This is a genomic window from Pseudomonas sp. SID14000 (genome assembly GCF_002165135.1).
Classification (GTDB): domain Bacteria; phylum Pseudomonadota; class Gammaproteobacteria; order Pseudomonadales; family Pseudomonadaceae; genus Aquipseudomonas.
This window is the reverse complement of record NZ_NFZQ01000142.1, coordinates 1-408: the sequence shown is the minus strand read 5'-3', so window position 1 is coordinate 408 and position 408 is coordinate 1. Positions and strand designations below refer to the sequence as shown.

General features: G+C 70.3%; 1 protein-coding gene. It reads left to right on the top strand.

The features are described from left to right. On the top strand, positions 1–345 hold a 345-nt coding region (locus CAY82_RS27680; RefSeq protein WP_140399183.1), incomplete at its 5' end, for a GNAT family N-acetyltransferase. Between the last annotated feature and the right edge of the window lie 63 nt (positions 346–408).

Here is a 408-nt window from a genome sequence, read left to right as displayed (position 1 = left end):
ATCTTCGACGTCGAGCTGCTCGCCTCGGGCGAACTCGCTGGATTCGCGGGGCTGTCCGTGCCCGAGTTCCTGCCGGAGGTGCTGCCCGCCGTGGAGATCGGCTGGCGGTTCGGCCGGCAGTTCTGGGGCCAGGGCTATGCGTCCGAGGCCGCCCACGCCACGCTGGAGTTCGCACTCCAGGACCGCGGCCTGGACCGCGTCATCAGCATCCACCAGGTGGGTAACGACGCCTCCGAGAACGTCATGCGGAAGCTCGGCATGGTCGTGGAGCGCGAGACCGTGCACCCGGTGTACGGCATGCCGCTCCGCGTGCACAGCATCGACCTCACCGAGTTCCACGCCTGACGCGAACCCGAGCGTGAACCCTGGACCGCGGGGCAGGGCGGCCGGTCGGCGGGTAGCGGGCTC